The sequence below is a fragment of the Bradyrhizobium sp. Y36 genome (genome assembly GCF_002531575.1).
Taxonomy (GTDB): Bacteria; Pseudomonadota; Alphaproteobacteria; order Rhizobiales; family Xanthobacteraceae; genus Bradyrhizobium.
Window position 1 is genome coordinate 73,131 of the sequence record NZ_NWTI01000018.1, and the last position, 17,734, is coordinate 90,864.

Below are 17,734 nucleotides of genomic sequence, written 5' to 3' on the forward strand. Positions count from 1 at the left end.
TTGCTTTTGTTGCTCGGCGTTATCGGTGTGATGTGGCCTGCTCTCGGGCGAGCTCCATTATCATCGGCAGCTTTGGCACAGGATATCACCGAGCGACTCCTGGCTGGTGATCGCTTTCAGTCCGGTAGGCTGACTGGCGTGCTAGCGTCGATCCACTTCGTTCCAGAACCGCGTCCCAAATCAGCGAGACTTGCACGAGCAGAGGCGCTCATTTGGCTCCGGATTGCTGAAAGAGAACTGGAACGCAATGGTCCGGAACAGATGGATCGCGACGAGGCCACCGCGAGAGACAAGGTGATATCTTCTTTGGCACTCAACCCAACCGACTCTTGTTTGTGGTTGATGCTCTATTCAATAGAGGTTCTGCGCAACGGGTTTGATCCACGTGCAGTTGGCTTTCTAACTCAATCCTATGCCACCGGCCCCTTGGAAGGGTGGGTGGCTCTTCGACGCAATAGCGTTGCGCTCGCTGCGTTTGAAAGCCTGAGCGAGGTAATGCAGACTAGTGTGGTTTCGGAGTTTGCCGGCTTGGTAGACAGCGACTTTACAGATGCTGCTGCACTCAACCTTATTGGTGTTGGGTGGGAATGGAGGGGGCGCCTCTTGTCAGGTCTCGTGAATGTCGATCTCATCCCGCGAGAAGCATTTGCTAAGAGGGTTGCTCGCGACGGTGTGACTATCAGCGTGCCAGGAATTCAGCTTGATGAAAGATGGTGGAGATGAACCCGGTTTTGAAGCGATATCGCTGGTTCAATCTGATGATTGCGGTGTGCTTATCGCAGGCAAATTCTCCCGCCGCTTTCGGACAGTCAACATCTAAATTTATCCTGCAAGGTCCTGCGGAACAATCTGCTTCACCAGTCATCCGCGACGCGCTAAACCGGCCCTGCCTAGATGTGGAGGCCATGGGGCGAGCCCACGCTGTGAATCCTTCGATCATCGATCACGTCGTTAGCGTTAAGAATAATTGCCCCAAGGCAATCCGGGTCAAGGTTTGCTACTTCCGATCGGACAAATGTAACGACTTTGATCTTCAGGGCTATAAGCGCATAGATGCAGTCTTGGGGACTATGTCGGGAGTTCGCGAGTTTAAGTACCAAATATTCCAAAAGCTAACCGCCGCTGGCCTGCGGTAGAAGCATCGAAGGCTGGGCCAATGTCCGTCAATCGTGCAACCGCGTTCAATACTATCACCAATTTGGTTGGATTGGGTTTGAATGCGTCTTTGCAAATCTTGCAAGTGCCACTCTTGATTTCAATTTGGTCCTTGGATCAGTACGGCACATGGTTGATGCTTTCGACGATACCGACATACTTCGCACTTTCGGACTTTGGCTTTGCTACGGCTGCGACCAGCGACATGACGATGTCGTTTGCTCGAGGAGATAAGAAGAACACCACCGTGACGTATCAAAGCATCTGGCTGATGCTGGTCGTTCTTTCTGTGCTTGCAGTAGCTTTGACGAGTCCTATCGTCTTGCTTCAGGGACGCCCGATGGGAGCCAGCTTAAATTGGCTTTCTGAGTACGCCGTCGATATTTTTCTGTTCGTCTGCTACTCTGCCGTGTCGCTGTGCTCTCGGGTGCTGCTTGCCGGTTTGCGCTCCACTGGGAACTACGCGGTGGGTACGTTCAGTTATGAATTCTTGTCTTTCTTGGAGGCTATGCTTCTCGTAGCGATTGCCTGGACAGGTTTCTCGTTTGGCGCATGCATTCTCGCGATGACGGTTTGGCGCTGCTTCTCGATGATCGTCTTGGACCAGATCCTTAGGAGGTCGGTTGGGGGGATGGCGCTGGGCTTCTCGAAGGCGCGCCTTACTGAAATCCGACGTCTTGCGTATCCGGCAATTGCTGCGATGACTGTGCCAATCGCCCTTGCGATCAACATTCAAGGAATCGTGCTAGTTGTTGGTTCTGTCTTGTCTCCCCAAGCGGTCGCGGTGTTTAATCCTGTTCGAACCGCCAGCAGAATTGCGCTTCAGCTTGCGAGCGCATTGAATCGCGGATCAATGCCTGAGATGTCTCGAGCCGCATCGACGGGTGACACTCAGCTACTAAGACATGTCTTAAGAGCGAATGCGGCATCGGTCGTGGCTGTCTTGCTACCTGGTGCGCTAGCGTTCAGCCTGTTTGGAGGCGTGTTCGTTCGTCACTGGACGCTTGGTCGCATCGATCCAGACGGGAGCTTTATCGCCCTCATGGCCGTGGCAATGTTTTTACAAGGACTTTGGTTTTTTTCTTCGAACTTAATGGTTGCGGTGAACCGCCACACGAAGATTGCGAAATTTCTGTTGTTGATTTCAGTATTGGCGCTTGGCGGTTCGATACCAGCATGCCGCTATTATGGACTCAATGGCGTTGCGTCAGTTCTGGTGTTGGCGGAGCTGAGTAGCTTTCTCATCGTCGTTCGAATTTGCCTCAAGGACAGAGTATTTAGCATGCGGCCTAATGAGGCGATGGGATGAACTCATGAGTAGAGAGATTCGGCTCTATACGGTTATTCTCCTCGCATTTTTGATTTCGGCTGGCTTCAAGAACGATATTGAAGCGCTGGGCGTGAGCGCCTACTGGCATGATCTCACAACCGGTCCCGCAATTGCAGTTATCAAGCAATCTTCTGTCTATTTAGCGTTTCTGGGGTCCGCACTCTCGTTGTATTTCGTGAAGCAAGCTACGGAAGTGAGATGGCGGTTAAACTCAGTTTTGATTGCCGTTGCGTTGTGTTCTTGTATCGCTGGCCTGCGCGTATCCGCCGTGCAGCCCGCAGAAGGCTTCAAGGCCGCACTCGGGTTGCTAGTGTTCTTAAATATCTACTTTGTGACGGGCTCGTGCGTCGTAATGCTTGGCTATCGCGAGGTAGTACAGGCCGCTGCCACTGCGGTTCAGATATTTGGCGCGGTATTGATCTTGCTTAATTTCGTCGATTACGTATCTGGGCACGGGTACGTTCCAGGCAACCCAAGAATGTTTGGAAGCGCCTCCCATCCAAACTTCTTTGCCGTTCAACTAGCCGTGGCCTGCAGTGCATTGTGGTTTGCGGTGGTGAGCCCGCGCCGTTTTGTCGTGAAAATCTTGGCGCTCTTTGTACTCTCTTTGGGGTGCGTGCTGCTCAAAGAGACCGGATCTCGCACCGGCTTATTGATGCTCGTTAGTGCTCTGTACGTTATCACGTGGGCTCGACTCGGCCTGTGGGTCCATGGAGGACTGATCGCCCTTGGTACCTTAGGGCTCTTCTTCTATGTGATGTCTCAAGGAATCGAGTTATCTATCTTGGGAGAGAGCTTTAGTCGCGGCGAAGTCCAAGACACCCGAACTGGAGCTTGGTCCCTAATGTGGTCGCTTATTTCGGAAGAGCCACTTTGGGGATATGGGATTTCAACGATCCGCTCAGAGAACTCCTTCTTGCGCGGATGGCTGTTGTATGGATTCGTCTATGCTTTCTTATCGGTAGCTGTGATCCTTCAGACGACAGCCAGAGTAACTAGTTTGAGTGCTAGCAGAAAGCGTTCTCCGGAAGTGCTGCTGGCCGGACTCGCCGTATCTTTGGCTGTCGGCTCTATCTTCGAGGGCTACATGGTCGATGCGTTCAGTTTGCCTGTGGTGGTGTTCCAGGTGGTAGTCGCTTTGACCGCATTCGATCTTCCCGATCCCCGGCGGTCGAGTCGAACGAGTGTCGTGCGAAAGCGCGTGCTTAACGAGCGAGCTCTAACTGGCCGGACTGGTTGATGACGTCATGGGGGATGTTTGGATATGCGTATTCGATACGGCCTTCCCTTTTTCGCTTTTAGTTGCTTATTCACATTCTTTTTGGGCCTGTGCTTGGCGAAGGCCGAGCCCGCTGTGTTTTGGGCGAGCGATCCCGTCGAACCAGGCGAGGTCGTGTTGTTTGCTGGTGTCGATCTGGACGAGATATCCAACGTTCAAGTGCGACGGCTACAAGACTCTATAGGATCCAGCGGGCAGGACCTGCTTGACTTGCCAAGTCAAATAGTGGAGCGCTCAGGAACCTCAATCAAAGTCAAATTGCCGGCCGATATCCCCAGCGGCGTCATCGCTTATGAGCTGTTGATGCGACGTGGAAATAGCATCCTCGGATTGCTAAACGGCCCGACTATCTATTGGCGACAGGGGGATCTAGGTGCAGACGCGTCTCCAGGTGGGTGGGTGCGCGTTATGGGCAGGAATATTTCGCGCGGGAATGGTGCGATCCTGCTACTCAAGCCTGCCCAAGGTGCCCCAGTTCAACTTAACAAAATCATAGGCGATCTCTGGGACGCACAGTTCGAGCTCCCTAAAGACCTCCCAATGGGGTCATATTCTCTGGAGCTTTGGAATGGGCAGGGAGACGTTCGAGCGGTAGCTCCTGTCGGACAGCTTCTCGTTAGATCAAAAATCGGTTTCCCAGACCATTGGGTCGATGCTCGGGAATTTGGTGCTCGTGGTAACGCGAAAGACGACGATACTGAAAGTATAAGGGCTGCTCTTCGTAAACTCGAGCAACTCGGAGGCGGTACCCTCTTCATTCCTCGAGGGACTTATCTCCTTTCCGGCCAACTAACGATTCCAAGATACGTCGTTGTCCACGGCGAAAGTTCAAAGCTATCAGTTCTCCTGCTAAAGGACGCAGAAGCTCCGCCGAGCCCTCTCATCCAAGGCAGGTCTGACTTTCGGCTAGAGAATTTCACGATCATGACTACCAGGCACGGCCATGTCGTGAGCGGTGGTTTCTTGGCTGACGGACAAATCGTTGAAGCGGCAAATATTGGGATAGATCGCCTAACGATCCGAGCCTCAATGTTTCGTGGTCACTTGAAGACGGAGCAGGCCGCCACTTTCTTGACTGCTGCTATGACGAGATCACCGCCTCGAGGACCGGACATGATCCGTCTAGCGGGGGAGAACATCTCAATAACAAACTCTGACATATATGGGTCAGTCAATCCACTCTATCTTCAGTCTCCAAGGTTCTCCGTTGTTCGAGGCAATAGGTTCGCGATAGGCCGATACGGATGGTACTCGATCACAAATCCGGACGGATTTATTATGGAGGACAATGAGATTTACGGTGTTGATCAAGAAGGCAGCGGAGGAGGAATCAACACATTGTTTGGCCCGGGCCGTGCCATTGCTCAGAACGTCCTCATGAAGAATAACAAATTTTCGTTGCTGATGGGCCAAGACGCCGAAGGAATCACATCAGACGGGCCGGGCGGCTGCTACTATGGACCAGTTTTGATCGTAAGAGGCACGAAAACCGCCAAGCTGATGCAGAAGAGTTCTGAGGAACCCGGCTGCCGAAGAGCCGGAGGATTGGCGATTCTGAGCGGGTATGGCGTCGGTGCGTACGCCGGTGTATCTAAGATTGAAGGTGACGTGGTTTCTCTTACCGAGAGCTTTCCGGTGACCACAAACGAGACGTCCGTAGCCGTGTTGACACCGATGCACAGACGGTACGTTCTGGTTGGAAACGAATTCCGTGATGCGGGGGTAGCTATACAGTTTTATGGTAGCTCGTGGGATCAGATTGCCGTCGGCAATAGTTCGACCCGCACGGGTGGTATGATTGTAGATGGACGTTCTTACGGAAAATACTATCAGCCGGCTCTCTATACTCAGTTTCTCGATAATTCGATCGAAGCAGGTACCGTAGGTGGCCTAACTTTTTACGTTCCTGCGGACGCAGTGCTCAAAGCAATGGGCAGCCCAGTGCCGCCGAATACTGCCCCTTTGGTTCGGGGGGTCATTATGCGAAAGAATCGCCTGCGTGGAAATGCCACCATCGAAATTCAAGGGAAGGACGGCATAAATCCTTCGATTGTAGATGCAATCATCGAGCACAACTCAGTTGAAGATGTAGATGTGGGAGTGAAGATCGATGCCGGCGCGACACGCGTCTTAATCGGTGAGAATTTCTTCAAGCGGACCAAGGTGCCTACTGTTAATCAGCAGAAGCATTGAAGCCCGATGTTGCGATCGGTAATCCAGTCTTATTTTCAAGCTCCTTTCTAATTTGCGAAGCGTCTGTCAGCGTAGCGATGCACCGCCCCAACTCATACACTTTTGCGCCGACCAAGAAGCGATACCAAAATCCTTGAAGAAAATGATAGATCAATCCTGACCTTCCATCCAATATTCCAAGCTGTAAGAAGTATCGGAAAATGAAGTACCCCACGGCAGCCAGTTCGTAGGGGAGACGATTGAAGATTTTTTGCTTAAGTAGTCGCTTGACCGCTACTTGGGTGGAGGTCGCTGATGCTGTTAGGGAGGCATCTTGTGGCATGAAACCAAGACGTTCATTCAAGACCTCTATTGCTTCACGCGTTGCGTAGTTGTTGTGCTTGCTTGTAAAGAAGGTAAGATCGTTGAGGTTGTGATCTGCAAATCCACCTCTAAAAGTAATGGTCCTACCTCCCTTCACCACAACGTGCTCGTCCATCCAACGATCCTCAACGTACCCTTGGCCGCGACGAAAGATGCGGAGCATCGTCAGTGGGAATCGACCGCCATGCTTGATCCATCGGCCCATGAAAATGTGTTTTCTGTTGAGATTGATTCCGGTGACATCTAGCGAAAGCTCGGGGAGTCTGGTTTCGATTTCATGAGCGAGATCTTGTTCGATCACCTCGTCGGCATCGAGTTTCATGACCCAGTCGGTAGCAATTGATGCATTTTCTAATGCCCATTGGAACTGCCTTGCATGGCTCTCAAATCGATTTGAAAGCACGCGACATCCTAGGCTTTTGGCTATTTCAACGGTGCGATCTGTGGAAAACGAATCTACAACGAAAATCGCTTCCGCTATGTGTGAAACACTGTTGATCGCGCGTTCAAGATGCAACTCTTCATTGAACGTGAGAATAACAACGGTAAGCGACGGCATGCGATCTCGCTATGCAGATTGTACGTGTTGTTTCAGAAGGGATCGGAAGTCGTCTAGGAACAGTTTGGCTACAGCTTGTGGAGTAAACTCGCGGCTAGTCGCAATCGCGTTAACGGCGAGCTTATTTCGTAACTCTTCAGACTCAATGAGCCGGCTAAGCGCGACTGCCAGTGTTTCGCCTGTTTCGTCGGCGTGGTCGAATGTCAGGCCATTTATCCCGGGTTTCAAGTAGTCGGAAAAGCATTCAAGTTGCGATAGAACCACCGGGCACCCACACGCCATAGCTTCGAGCGGGGCGAGCCCAAAGGACTCTCCAGCAACGGCAATTGACGGATAGACGAAGATTTGAGCCTGCCCCATTTTCTGGATTAGCTCTTTCTCGTCGAAAATCGGGCCCAAGAACCTAACGGACTCCGGGTTTCTCTCCACGAGACTCATCAGTTCGCTAAGAAAAGCGTCACCGTCGCCTCCCAAGTGTGGTTGGTGAGGGCCGATGATCGTTAACTTCCAATCGGGATATTCTCGCGAAAGAAAATTGAACGCGCGTAGCAGAAGATGGATACCTTTCTCCCTTGCAATTCGACCAACGTACAAGATCTCCTTTCTTCTTGTGCCGAACGTGGTTCCAATTGCGGATGAGAATTCTCGGCTGAGGCAATTGGGGACGGTTTTCACCAGGTGGCGTACGTTTGGCGATTGCTCGCAAATCGCGTTCTCGATGTGACGCGAGACGGCTTGAAGTCTTGCCGCTCGTCGGTATATGCCCATCTGTCCCTTCGGGTTTCGGGCAACACTAACATAGATCAGGCCAGCTTTTGCTTTTGGCAATACCAGCGGTAGAGATACGCTGTTTGTGATTGTTATATCTGATTTTTCAAGCGCAGCGGTCACCCTGAAGGCATAGATCAAATCAAGGATTCGATACAGCGCTCTGTTCTTGGGAGCTGACCATGACCTGACGCGCCGATGTGTTACGCCGTTAAGTACTTGCGTCCTAGGAAGCCCCGGAAACATGCGGGAGATAATCTTAACCGAGTGACCCTGGCGTGCAAACTCCTCGCACAGAGTCAAATTAATTCGTTCAACCGCTCCCCCTTGGATTGGAGGAACGGGAAAGAATGGACCTATGACACATGTTATCGCGATAGGTTTCCTGTCACGATTATTATCCAAAGGCTGGCGTTCCACTTTTATGCTCGGCGATCGAAACGGGCGATGAGTTCGTGTAGGGCCTCGTCAATTCGAACGACGGCATTGCGCATCTCGAAGTTTGCTAGAAACGACTGCCTCGCGCGGGCCGCCATGTCCAATCTTTGATCTTCCGAAAGGCTTGCGTACTTGGAGAGTAATCGAGAGATCCCTTGCTCATCGTCGGTCTCCACGAGTCCCGCTCCGGCACTTTCTACTTCTCGCCATATGTTTACTTTGTTCGTGATCAGCACAGGCTTGCTGAGGGCCATCGCCTCTGCAACAACGATGCCGAAGTTTTCTTGATGTGAGGGCAGCACGAACGCCTCAGCGCCACCAAATGCGCCCCACTTGGCATCGCCCTGTATCATCCCCGGGAAATGGATTCGGCTGTCCACGCCGAGGTCGATCGCCAACTGGCGAAGTTTTGGCAACCATCCGATTTGATCAGGACCAGCGATGACCAAGTCGATGTGCGGGTTCGATTTAGCAAAACCGCTAAACGCTTTAATCAGCAGATCGCATCCTTTCTTGGGATGGATTCGGCTCAAGAACAAGAGATAGCGCTTGTCACCGAGACTTGGCGTGAGCTCTCGGAAGGCTGACAGCTGCGTGTGAGTGGCTGGAGGCACGTCTCCGCAACCATAACCGACCACCCGCTCAGTAATTTTATATGGCCAAAAAGCATTGCGAGCGAGAATCCTCTCCTCGTCGGTGGTGAAGAGTACCGCGCCAGCGTGCTTTAGGAGCGGGCCTTCGCATAGCCACCAGAATATTTGCTTGACCGCGGCTTTTAGAGGGTAGGTTTTCTTAAACCAGGGATCGAGCATCCCGTGAGTGAAGACAACGTAAGGCCGATCGGACTTCGGGAGCACTACTTTGCAAGCGTATGTTGCGTAGTTCCAAAGGCCGTTAACGACAACGATGTCGTAGTTTTGGACGTTGTGCTTAAGCCATGGGACTAGGGCTCGCACATAGCCGTAGCGGATCCAGGGCAGCCAACGCATCCATGCGGGTCTGCGTAGCTTCGGTCCCAGCGCATAAGCCTTGACAGGGCAGTTGGAGACGAAACTCTCTGAAGGCGAGTCAATACAAGCAATGCTGATTTCATATTCTGTGGGACGGCGCTGAGCAGCTTGTTGGATGATGCCTTCGATCGGCCCACCGCTTTTCGGATCCACAGACGCAATGACATGGAGTATGCGGGTCATTTTATGGCTTTGAATATTGGTCATTGGACAACTCTTGGCCACTTTGCGTGGCTCTTGAGAGGGTTTCAAACACGTAAATTTCGCGGACGAAGAGCGCGTGCGGGATTGCCGGCGTACACCGTCCATTTCGAAAGGTGTCCGAAAGCGCAACCTCGGGCGCCAAGTACGGCACCGTCCTCGATGCGTGTCCCTGGGCATACGAATGCCTCTGCAGCAATCCATACGTTGGAGCCGATCTCAATCGGTTTAGCGACGAGTGGAAATTTCGCATCTTCGAAATCGTGAGTCCCTGCGCAAAGGACCGCTCGTTGAGAGACAATGGTATATTCACCGATTGTGATGGGGGCCATGCTGTAACAATCGCAGAAAGGGCCAAGCGTCGAGAATTGCCCGATGATCAGATTGCGGGGAAGCCAAATTTTGACAGATCCCCCGATGCGGACACCTCTTCCAATCTTGGCGCCGAATGCACGCAACAGCGCGAGACGCCATGCGTTCGCGCCATTCCAGGTCCAACGGGCCAACAGAAGCCAAGCGGTTCTGAAAAGAAGGCGCTCGACGCGATTGCAAAAGCTGAAGCTCGGCTTAACCTGTTCCATCATTGAGCCAGTGAGGGCATTCATTGATACGAACTGGGCTCAATATTGATAGATATCGGTCCGCGTTACTCCGAAGCGGCCAGGGCCGACGCTTTGAAATTTAAGGTGTTTCTTCGCCTTGGAATGAGGAAGCAGTCCGTCGTACCTCCAAGCGTCGTCAACGATGATCATTCCGCCGGGGCGAATGTATTGTTGTGCATGGGTGAAGCAGGCCGGACGCACGATGTGAGAGGGCCAGTCTTCGCTCCCGTCAATGACGATTATATCGTACGGTCTATTAAGAGAGAGTAGGTAGTCGGATCCCTCCAGAGTCTTAGAGGTTATCGCCTCGAACCGATAATCAACGTTGGTGACGTTTCGTTTCCCCAATACCTTTTGGAGATGATCGTACCAACCTTTTTGATCTTCAACACTTGAAACTTGCTGCACGCGCTCAGCGAAGAAAAGCGTAGACCCGCCACTGCCATACTCGAAGAGGTTCATCGAGCCGTTCAGCGCCTCGCGCAGATAGTCGATGGAGCTCCATGAAAACCAGGGTAAGCTGAGGTCGATAGGCATCGCTTGGCACGTTTGCAGATACCGTGGAATATAGTTCGGGTGAGCCGCGAAATTACCAACCACGCGGGCGACCTTATGTGCAGCAGTACCGTTCATTATATCCCCTGGCTCAGTAGGCCGATTGCTGTCTGAAACTGACGGAGGCCGTGGCCAGCACAATCCTCAAGTCCAACCACAAGCTCCAATTATTGATGTACCACAGATCATACTCCACGCGCTTCTGCATCAGGTCGAGCGTGCGGGTTTCTCCGCGGTAACCATTAACCTGGGCCCAGCCGGTGATGCCGGGCTTGACGTGGTGGCGGAAGGCGTAGTTGCCGATGATCTGCTCATATTCGGTGTTGTGGGCGGCCGCGTGCGGGCGGGGGCCGACCAGCGACATGTCGCCCTTGAGCACGTTGAAGAGCTGCGGCAGCTCGTCGATCGAGGTCTTGCGCAGCCATTTGCCGATCGGCGTGACGCGCGGGTCGTTCTTCTCCGCCTGCCGAATCGTCGGGCCGTCCTCCAGCACGCGCATGGTGCGGAACTTGAAGATCTTGAACGCGCGCCCGCCGAAGCCGTGGCGGGTCTGGCGGAAGAACACCGGGCCCTTCGAGCTCAGCTTGATCAGGGCTGCGGTCACCAGCATCACCGGCGCGAACACGAGAAGCGCAACGCTGGCGCCGACGAGGTCGAGCGCCCGCTTCAGCGCGCGCTCCTTCCAGGACAAGGGCGCGCGGCGCAGCTCGGCGGTGAAGGTGTTGCCGGTGGAGACCAGCGGATAGCGCAGGAACCGCGCCGCGTTGGGGTCCGGCACCAGATGCACGGGAATGGGCAGGATCTTCAGCGCGTCCAGAATGCTGTCGATCGCGTGCTGCCGGCTCCAGTTCATCAGCAGGAAGACGTGCTCGATCCGGTGCTCGCGCGCGTAGTTGACCAGCTCCTCGAAGCGCGGCGCCAGCGTCGAGAGCAACAGGGGCGAGGCGAGCTCCTTGGGCGGGATCTCCATCACCCGCATCAGGCGGTAGCCGTGCTGGCCGAGGTCTTCGACCGCGTTGGAGGAGCTGGCAAGGCCGAACTCGGCGATCATGATCGCGCGGCCGTTGGCGAAGGCGCCGGTGCGCAACGCCCGCCCGGTCCAGCGCGCCGCCGCGGTCTTCCAGACGAGCAGGACGGTAAGGCCGACCAGATAGAACGAGATCGTGGTGCCGCGCGAGAACTCGTCGCTGACCTTCATCGTGAAGGCGATCGCCAGCAGCGCCCCGAACAGCCCGGTCCACGTCGTCAGCGTCATCCGGAACATGCGGGGCAGGTTGGTGATGTTCTTCAGGCGATAGCCATGCTGCACGACCGTCAGCAGGACGAAGTTGACGGCCACCATCACGCTCGCCGCCGCATAGACGTCCGCCTTGCCGAGCGTGCCCGCTGTCGCGATGTGATAGCTGACCGCGCACCCGATCCCGCTGACCATGATCAGCGCCGCGTCGGCCACAGCCATCAGTCGTTCGACAATTGCAGGCCGCAACCAGCTCGGCGCAAAACCCGTAGCCGCCTCTGCGTCTGGCGCGACCAGACGAGTTTCCGTCGTAGAATCAGCGACGGGCACCGGCCGTGTGGAAAGAATTGTCATCCTACCAAGCCCATTGACGCAAAATTCATTGACCCGAACAAGCCGTGCTATCGGTCAAAATCGCTGTTAAAACAAGGCGAAGGAAAAATTAACCTTACCCCACAAGCTGCATTGTAGCCCATCTCGCCCCGCCTGATATGTTAATTTTCACAACCCGTTAGGAAGTCCTCGTTGTCTCGAACCCAGTCCCGGCGGCGGACCCGGCCGAAGGGGAAGCGCACCCTCGCCATCGGCCTTGCTGCTGCGGCGTTGGTGGGAACTGTGCTTCTCCTGCTTCGCCCTGATGCAGCGCCCGTACGGGCCCCGACGGTCTCGACCGCCGTTGCAGCCAAGCTCCTCTTGGACGGGCCGTATGGCGCGCGCTTTGCCGGCGAGCTCGCTGCATCGAGGCAGGGATATTTCTCCTCCCGCATCGAGCTGGCGGCCCAACCTGATCCAGACTTCGTCCAAACCATCGCACGTCAACATGCCATCGGCGTGACGAGCGGCCACAAGTTCCTGCTGGCGACCTGGCGCGGCGTTCCCGTCACGGCCTTTGCCGCAAGCTTCCTCGATACCTCCGTCGCGATCTTCACGCTCGAAAGCTCCGGTTTGCGGCGGCCGGCCGATCTGGTCGGAAAGCGGGTCGGGTACCGCCGGGCGAGCGAAGGAGACGTGGTGTTCGATGCCATGATGGCGCAGCTCGGATTGCCGCGAAGCCAGATCACCAAGGTCCCAGACCGCGACAGCTTCGACGCTCTGCGGGCCGGTGAGGTGGATGCCATCATCGCCGCAATCGACGAGCAACCGGATCCCGCCAGTTCGGCTGTCGTGAAGCTGAATGTCATCAAACCGCAAGACTACGGTATCCATGTGCCCGGCTTGGTTTACTTCGCGAGCAACGCTCTCGTCCATGAACAGCCATCCATGATCGCCGATGCCCTTCAGGGCCTCATTCGAGGATGGCAATTCACCTACGCGGACTATGCACGGAGCGTGCCCGTTCTGGCCGGGACCGGGCCGGCCAAGCTGAACTCCGAACGGCTGAAATTCGAGCTGCAGCTGCAGCGTCCGCTGGTGCTGCCGACGGGCGGCCGCATCGGCGACTACGACGAAAGCCGCTGGCGGACGCTCCGGGATATCCTCCTCTTCGCCAAGCTCGGAGAGGAAGACGTGCCTCTGGCGCAGACGGTCAACTATCAGTTCCTCCGGGATGTCTACCGCCGATCGCCCGATCTCGCCGCCCCGGGCGCCTGGAGCGAGGAAAAATAGGACCTGGAAGCCACACTTGCGCGCCATATCGTCCCAAAAGGCCCTCGGCTGCCCGGGCGTCTGTTGCATTTGCGTCGGCGGCCTTGGTAAAGTTCGGTTCACTATTTGGGCTAGTCGCGGAGTGCCTTCGAACGGGCGGCGTCGATCGGCTGGGATCTGACGAACACGGTCGGGGACCAAATCCGCAAGGGGCGAGGAGCTATTTTGGATGTTTAAGACGTTGATGCGAGCAGGCCTTTTGGCCGCAACTGTTACCTTCTGCGCAGCGAGCGGTGCGAGCGCGGCAATGCAGATGCCGGCACCGGCGGCCCTGCTCGCGGGTGAAAGCCAGGCGATGCCGGTGACGTTCTGGGCGCAGCCCTATCCCTACCGCTACGCGCCGTGGCGCCGTTGCCCGCTGGTGCGGGTCGAGACGCCCTATGGCTGGTACATGGACCGGGTCTGTGCGCCTGTCGGCCCTGTCCTGCGCCGGGCGTACTGAGGTTGAGCTAACCAAGCGGCGGCTGCCGCTTTCACCGATCTTCCAAGGCAGCCGCACGGCCGATGCGGCTGCCTTGCTCGTTTTTGTTTCATCGCGTGCCGACCTTTTGTGCGCGCAGCCCAGGTTCACCATGAATATCTTTGCCTGGCCGGGACCGGCTGTCGCATGGTGAAGATTGTGTTAGCAGTCTGGCGGGGCTGCATCGGCAGCGTGATTGCGTAACGCGGCGGTGGCTGGAGCTCACAGAGGTGATGATCCGGCGGACCGACGCCTGTAGAGGATGTGATGACAGGGGCTGCAACTTACGATCTCTCAGGCAAGCGTGTCTTTGTCGCGGGGCACCGGGGCATGGTCGGATCGGCTGTCGTCCGCAGGCTTGCGTCAGAGAATTGCACCGTGCTGACGGCCGATCGGCGTGAGCTGGACCTCACGAAAGAAGAGCCCACGCTGAAATGGCTCGAGGCCAATCGTCCCGAGGTCGTGGTCCACGCCGCTGCAAAGGTCGGCGGCATTGCAGCCAACAACAATTTCCCGGTCGACTTTCTGTGCGACAACCTCGCGCTGGAATTGAGCGTGATCCGCGCAAGTCACGCAGTTGGCGTGCAGCGTCTGCTGTTCCTCGGCTCGTCCTGCATATATCCCAAGCACGCCAAGCAGCCGATGGCCGAAAGCGAATTGCTGACGGGGCCGCTTGAGCCCACCAACGAATGGTACGCCATCGCCAAGATTGCCGGCCTCAAGATGTGCCAGGCGTATCGCCGGCAATACGGCGATGACTTCATCTCGGCCATGCCGACCAATCTCTACGGCCGCGGCGACAATTATCATCCGGATCATAGTCATGTGCCGGCTGCACTGATCCGTCGCTTCCACGAAGCCAAGCTTGCCAAGGCGCCGACGGTCACCGTGTGGGGCACCGGCACGCCGCTCCGTGAATTCCTCAGCGTCGAGGATTTCGCGGACGCCTGCGTTTTCCTTCTGAAGAATTATTCGAGCGATCTCCCGATAAATGTCGGCAGTGGCGATGAGGTTTCGATCGCAGACTTCGCTGCGGCCGTAGCGGAGGTTGTAGGGTACGAAGGCAAGTTGATCTTCGATACGTCCAAGCCGGACGGGACGCCGCGCAAGCTCCTGGATAGTTCTCGGCTTCGAGCACTTGGCTGGCGTGCCACCACCTCGCTTCGTGTGGGAATCGCCGCGGCGTATGATGACTTTCTTCAGGGGCATGGCCGCCATCTGGAGGTTAGCCGGGCGAGCTGAGCAGCTCACCACTTCGTTTGAATAAATTTTTGATCTTGAATAGCAAGCTGGATTCCGTTGATGCGTATTCTTCTGGTCGGCATCAATTATGCGCCCGATCTCATTGGCGTGGCGAAGTACAATACGGAGCTGTGCGAGAGTCTCGTCGACGAAGGTCACGAGGTGAGGGTGATCACCGCGCCGCCCTATTATCCCGCCTGGAAGATCCCGCATGGCTTTGATGCGTCCTATTTCAGGGCCAGGGATATCAATGGCGTGCGCGTAACGCGCGCGCCGATCTACGTGCCTGCGCAGCCATCGGGCGGGAAGCGTCTTGTTCATCACGCATCCTTTGCATTGAGCAGCATGCTCCCTGTCGTGAAGGAAGCCGTCAGCTGGCGTCCCGACATCATGCTCTCCGCGGCCCCTTCGTTAATGTCAGCTGCATTCGTCTCCTTTGTCGCGCGGCGGATTGGCACCAAATCTTGGCTCCATGTGCAGGACTTCGAAGTCGATGCGGCTTTCGATCTGGGCTTGCTCCAGAACGAGAAGCTGCGGACGGTGATGCTGAAGACGGAAGCGGCTATTCTTCGTTCCTTTGACAGGGTTTCATCAATCTCCCCGCAAATGGTCGATCGCCTGCGCGGCAAGGGGCTGGACGCAGAACGCATAACCGAGGTGAGGAACTGGATCGATACGAGCGCGATCTATCCCGCCTCCAGGCAGACCACATATCGCCAGGAGCTCGGCATTCCCGACACCGCGATTGTCGGACTCTACTCAGGCACGATGTCGAACAAGCAGGGGCTGGACCTTGCAATCGATGCGGCTGCCGCCTTGGAAGAGAGGCGCCCCGACATTCATTTCATTCTCGCGGGCGAGGGCCCTCACAAGTCAAAGCTGGTCGAAATGGCGGCCGGCCGTTCGAGAATCCATTTCCTGGGCTTGCAGCCTATCGAGAGCTTCAATGAATTGATGGCGACGGCCGATTTTCATCTTATTCCTCAGAAGGCGGAGGCCGCCGATTTGGTCCTGCCTTCAAAGCTCGGGGCGGTCCTCGCATCCGGGCGGCCGGTTATTGCCATGGCGAGCCAAGGCACCGGCCTTGCCGCTGAAGTTGAAGGTGCTGGGCTGGTCATTCCCCCAGGCGATACACCGGCGCTCGCCGCAGCAATTGAAAGCCTAAGTGAGGACCCTGCGCTTTGCGAAAAGCTGGGTGCTGAGGGACGAAGGCGCTCTGTCGAGCGTTGGGATCGTCGAACGATTGTCCGGCGCTGGGTCGAAGACATGGCAGCCTTGAAGGTGCCGAAGCCTGCTTTGTCGCCCACACCCGTCTCAATTCCAGTGAAGGATGCCGTTCCCCAGCCCTGACGATCATCAGTCGGCGCAAGTCGTAAATTGAAAAGGGCGGGAGAGCATTTCAGCTTCCCGCCCTTCCGTTTTCACGCTTGCCGCCGTTCACTCATGGCGCGGATAATATCTGAAGCCGTGCTGCTTGATGAGTTCGTCCCGTTTTGCGGATTCGAGATCTTCCTTCATCATTTCGCGAACCAGGCTTTCGAACGATGTCTGGGGCTCCCAGCCGAGTTTCTGCTTGGCCTTCGACGGATCACCAAGAAGCGTCGCGACTTCGGTGGGGCGGAAATAGCGCGGATCGACCGAAACGATACACTTGCCAGTCTTGGCATCATATCCCTTTTCCTCGACGTCGTTGCCCTCCCAGCGAACTGTCATGCCGACTTCGTTTGCCGCGACATTCACGAAATCTCGGACGGAGTGCTGCACGCCGGTCGCAATCACGAAATCTTCCGGCTTGTCCTGTTGCAACATCAGCCATTGCATTTCGACATAGTCACGCGCGTGCCCCCAATCGCGCAAGGCGTCCAGATTGCCGAGATAAAGCCGTTCCTGCAGTCCCAAATGGATGCGCGCCAGAGCGCGCGTGATCTTTCGGGTCACGAAGGTTTCGCCACGGACCGGAGATTCGTGGTTGAAGAGAATGCCGTTGCAGGCATACATGCCATAGGCTTCACGGTAATTGACCGTGATCCAGTAGGCGTAAAGCTTGGCGACGGCGTAGGGTGAGCGCGGATAGAACGGCGTGGTTTCCTTTTGGGGAATCTCCTGGACCAAGCCGTAGAGCTCAGACGTCGATGCCTGATAGAAGCGAGCCTTCTTCTCCAAGCCGGTGATGCGGATCGCTTCAAGGATGCGCAACGCGCCGAGGGCGTCGGAGTTTGCAGTGTACTCCGGTTCCTCGAACGACACGGCGACGTGGCTCTGCGCCGCGAGATTGTAGATCTCGTCTGGCTGCACCTGGCCGACGATCCGGATCAGGCTCGATGAATCCGTCAGATCGCCGTAGTGGAGCCGAAAAGGCGGATCTGGCTCATGCGGATCGAGATAGAGATGATCGATGCGATCGGTGTTGAAGAGCGAGGTCCGGCGCTTGATGCCGTGGACCTCATATCCCTTCTGCAAAAGAAGTTCGGCCAAATAGGCGCCATCCTGGCCAGTAACGCCAGTGATCAGAGCTCGTTTCTTTGTCATATCAATCCCAAATTTGAGACCTGTGCTTACATGAAATTGACTTGGTTAGGGAGGGTGAAATCACCCGAAAATCGAGCTTAGATTAACGGCCTTCTTGCGATTGCCGGATTTTCGGAGTTTGGCCATGGTTACCGTGGGCTGCTTGCGGATAAAGGCGGACCACGAGGCG

15 protein-coding genes are annotated in these 17,734 nt (G+C 55.8%); 9 read left to right on the forward strand and 6 right to left on the reverse strand.

Going from position 1 to position 17,734, the window contains the following annotated elements; genetic code table 11:
* The first annotated feature begins 138 nt into the window (after positions 1-138).
* The 4 genes from CO669_RS35435 to CO669_RS25985 all read left to right on the forward strand — a co-directional run bounded on the left by CO669_RS35435 (position 139) and on the right by CO669_RS25985 (position 5,957).
* Entirely contained in the window at positions 139-723 is a 585-nt protein-coding gene (locus tag CO669_RS35435) for a hypothetical protein (protein WP_143278735.1), read from the forward strand.
* Between the two features lie 433 nt (positions 724-1,156).
* On the forward strand, positions 1,157-2,464 hold the full coding sequence (locus CO669_RS25975) for a lipopolysaccharide biosynthesis protein (protein WP_143278736.1): 1,308 nt from the start codon (positions 1,157-1,159) through the stop codon (positions 2,462-2,464).
* A 4-nt stretch (positions 2,465-2,468) separates the two neighbouring features.
* On the forward strand, positions 2,469-3,725 hold the full coding sequence (locus CO669_RS25980) for an O-antigen ligase family protein (protein ID WP_143278737.1): 1,257 nt from the start codon (positions 2,469-2,471) through the stop codon (positions 3,723-3,725).
* 24 nt (positions 3,726-3,749) lie between these two features.
* On the forward strand, positions 3,750-5,957 hold the full coding sequence (locus CO669_RS25985; protein ID WP_097662787.1) for a glycosyl hydrolase family 28-related protein: 2,208 nt from the start codon (positions 3,750-3,752) through the stop codon (positions 5,955-5,957).
* Here CO669_RS25985 and CO669_RS25990 read toward each other — a convergent pair.
* The 3 genes from CO669_RS25990 to CO669_RS26000 all read right to left on the reverse strand — a co-directional run bounded on the left by CO669_RS25990 (position 5,938) and on the right by CO669_RS26000 (position 9,302).
* Positions 5,938-6,879: a glycosyltransferase family 2 protein gene (locus tag CO669_RS25990; RefSeq protein ID WP_097662788.1), complete on the reverse strand. Its 942-nt coding sequence runs from the start codon at positions 6,877-6,879 to the stop codon at positions 5,938-5,940. The genes CO669_RS25985 and CO669_RS25990 overlap by 20 nt on opposite strands.
* A 9-nt stretch (positions 6,880-6,888) precedes the next feature.
* Positions 6,889-7,788 carry a glycosyltransferase family 4 protein gene (locus tag CO669_RS25995; RefSeq protein WP_143278738.1) on the reverse strand — a complete coding sequence of 300 codons (900 nt, stop codon included), beginning with the start codon at positions 7,786-7,788 and terminating at the stop codon, positions 6,889-6,891.
* 281 nt (positions 7,789-8,069) lie between these two features.
* Positions 8,070-9,302: a glycosyltransferase gene (locus CO669_RS26000; RefSeq protein WP_245444504.1), complete on the reverse strand. Its 1,233-nt coding sequence runs from the start codon at positions 9,300-9,302 to the stop codon at positions 8,070-8,072.
* Positions 9,303-9,586: 284 nt separating this feature from the next.
* On the opposite strand from CO669_RS26000, the gene CO669_RS36435 reads away from it, so the two are divergent.
* Complete coding sequence (locus CO669_RS36435; protein WP_245444506.1) at positions 9,587-9,883, forward strand: hypothetical protein; 297 nt, start codon at positions 9,587-9,589, stop codon at positions 9,881-9,883.
* A 33-nt stretch (positions 9,884-9,916) separates the two neighbouring features.
* Here CO669_RS36435 and CO669_RS26010 read toward each other — a convergent pair whose 3' ends face one another.
* Both CO669_RS26010 and CO669_RS26015 read right to left on the reverse strand, forming a co-directional pair.
* Entirely contained in the window at positions 9,917-10,531 is a 615-nt protein-coding gene (locus CO669_RS26010) for a class I SAM-dependent methyltransferase (protein ID WP_097662792.1), read from the reverse strand.
* A 13-nt stretch (positions 10,532-10,544) separates the two neighbouring features.
* The gene (locus tag CO669_RS26015) at positions 10,545-11,912 is read right to left on the reverse strand and encodes an undecaprenyl-phosphate glucose phosphotransferase (protein WP_097662793.1); all 1,368 of its coding nucleotides are present in this window, start codon (positions 11,910-11,912) and stop codon (positions 10,545-10,547) included.
* Between the two features lie 471 nt (positions 11,913-12,383).
* Here CO669_RS26015 and CO669_RS26020 point away from each other — a divergent pair, with 471 nt between their 5' ends.
* The 4 genes from CO669_RS26020 (at position 12,384) to CO669_RS26035 (ending at position 16,386) form a co-directional block, all read left to right on the forward strand.
* Positions 12,384-13,295 (forward strand): ABC transporter substrate-binding protein, encoded by a 912-nt coding sequence (locus tag CO669_RS26020; protein ID WP_245444508.1) that lies wholly within the window; start codon positions 12,384-12,386, stop codon positions 13,293-13,295.
* A 208-nt stretch (positions 13,296-13,503) separates the two neighbouring features.
* Entirely contained in the window at positions 13,504-13,776 is a 273-nt protein-coding gene (locus tag CO669_RS26025) for a hypothetical protein (protein ID WP_245444510.1), read from the forward strand.
* Positions 13,777-14,061: 285 nt separating this feature from the next.
* Complete coding sequence (locus CO669_RS26030; protein WP_097662795.1) at positions 14,062-15,036, forward strand: GDP-L-fucose synthase family protein; 975 nt, start codon at positions 14,062-14,064, stop codon at positions 15,034-15,036.
* A 60-nt stretch (positions 15,037-15,096) separates the two neighbouring features.
* Complete coding sequence (locus tag CO669_RS26035; protein ID WP_097662796.1) at positions 15,097-16,386, forward strand: WcaI family glycosyltransferase; 1,290 nt, start codon at positions 15,097-15,099, stop codon at positions 16,384-16,386.
* 87 nt (positions 16,387-16,473) lie between these two features.
* Here the strand turns inward: CO669_RS26035 and gmd are convergent, their stop codons facing one another.
* Positions 16,474-17,565 (reverse strand): GDP-mannose 4,6-dehydratase, encoded by a 1,092-nt coding sequence (gene gmd, locus CO669_RS26040; protein WP_097662797.1) that lies wholly within the window; start codon positions 17,563-17,565, stop codon positions 16,474-16,476.
* Positions 17,566-17,734 lie beyond the last annotated feature (169 nt).

Bases quoted from the DNA above. Each gene is read 5' to 3' on its own strand.
- CO669_RS25975 (WP_143278736.1), top strand. From the start codon at position 1,157: ATGTCCGTCAATCGTGCAACCGCGTTCAATACTATCACCAATTTGGTT.
- CO669_RS26015 (WP_097662793.1), bottom strand. From the start codon at position 11,912: ATGGCTGTGGCCGACGCGGCGCTGATCATGGTCAGCGGGATCGGGTGC.
- CO669_RS25985 (WP_097662787.1), top strand. From the start codon at position 3,750: ATGCGTATTCGATACGGCCTTCCCTTTTTCGCTTTTAGTTGCTTATTC.
- CO669_RS25990 (WP_097662788.1), bottom strand. From the start codon at position 6,879: ATGCCGTCGCTTACCGTTGTTATTCTCACGTTCAATGAAGAGTTGCAT.
- CO669_RS25980 (WP_143278737.1), top strand. From the start codon at position 2,469: ATGAGTAGAGAGATTCGGCTCTATACGGTTATTCTCCTCGCATTTTTG.
- CO669_RS26025 (WP_245444510.1), top strand. From the start codon at position 13,504: ATGTTTAAGACGTTGATGCGAGCAGGCCTTTTGGCCGCAACTGTTACC.
- CO669_RS26010 (WP_097662792.1), bottom strand. From the start codon at position 10,531: ATGAACGGTACTGCTGCACATAAGGTCGCCCGCGTGGTTGGTAATTTC.
- CO669_RS26000 (WP_245444504.1), bottom strand. From the start codon at position 9,302: ATGACCAATATTCAAAGCCATAAAATGACCCGCATACTCCATGTCATT.
- CO669_RS26035 (WP_097662796.1), top strand. From the start codon at position 15,097: ATGCGTATTCTTCTGGTCGGCATCAATTATGCGCCCGATCTCATTGGC.
- CO669_RS26030 (WP_097662795.1), top strand. From the start codon at position 14,062: ATGACAGGGGCTGCAACTTACGATCTCTCAGGCAAGCGTGTCTTTGTC.
- gmd (WP_097662797.1), bottom strand. From the start codon at position 17,565: ATGACAAAGAAACGAGCTCTGATCACTGGCGTTACTGGCCAGGATGGC.